Source organism: Pontibacter rugosus (assembly GCF_042678745.1).
Classification (GTDB): domain Bacteria; phylum Bacteroidota; class Bacteroidia; order Cytophagales; family Hymenobacteraceae; genus Pontibacter; species Pontibacter rugosus.
Map to the genome: position 1 here is coordinate 1 of NZ_JBHTLD010000493.1, position 665 is coordinate 665.

Below are 665 nucleotides of genomic sequence, written 5' to 3' on the forward strand. Positions count from 1 at the left end.
GTTTTTTACCAAAATGCAATAAGCGCAGAGGCAACAGAATTACTTCATTTACCTGATAATATTAAAGAAAAAGAAAAGAAAATTGAATGGGGTTTGTACCTAAAACTAATAAAAGACCCCAATGCTATATTGGATTATAATACCATCATTCCTTTTGAGGATTTGCTGGAACTGAATTCCTTAATAAAAGACAGTCGTTTAGTCTGGCATGACAGACAGCTTTTCGATATGATTGCTAGTAATTGCAACGCAAATGAATGGTTTGATATTTCAAATTATTGTCCATTAGACGTTCTTAAAACCAATTTGAAAAAATACAAATCGGAACTGGATTGGACTTCCTTATCATTAAGAATCGACGATGATTTTTTAATTCAAAATGCAACCAATTATCCTTGGAACTTTGAGGCAATCTCCGCAAAGGAAAACATTAGCATAGAAGTTATTAAGACCTTGCTACTTGTTCCGGAATTAAAAGATCAGGAATGGGATTGGGAAACAATTATGCCCCAATTAGAATTTGATTTTATTAAATCAAACATTGACAACATTGAATTTGATTTATTAGAGCTGACCAAATCAAATAATGATGATGTTCTGTCATTGATTTCTAATTATCCATCAAAAAGATGGAATTGGACATATATATCTTCCGAACATGACTT

Annotated in this window: 1 protein-coding gene; it reads left to right on the top strand. The window is 31.7% G+C overall.

Going from position 1 to position 665, the window contains the following annotated elements:
- The coding region (locus ACFQ2O_RS22090) for a hypothetical protein (protein ID WP_377533160.1) at positions 1-665 on the top strand (665 nt) is incomplete at both ends.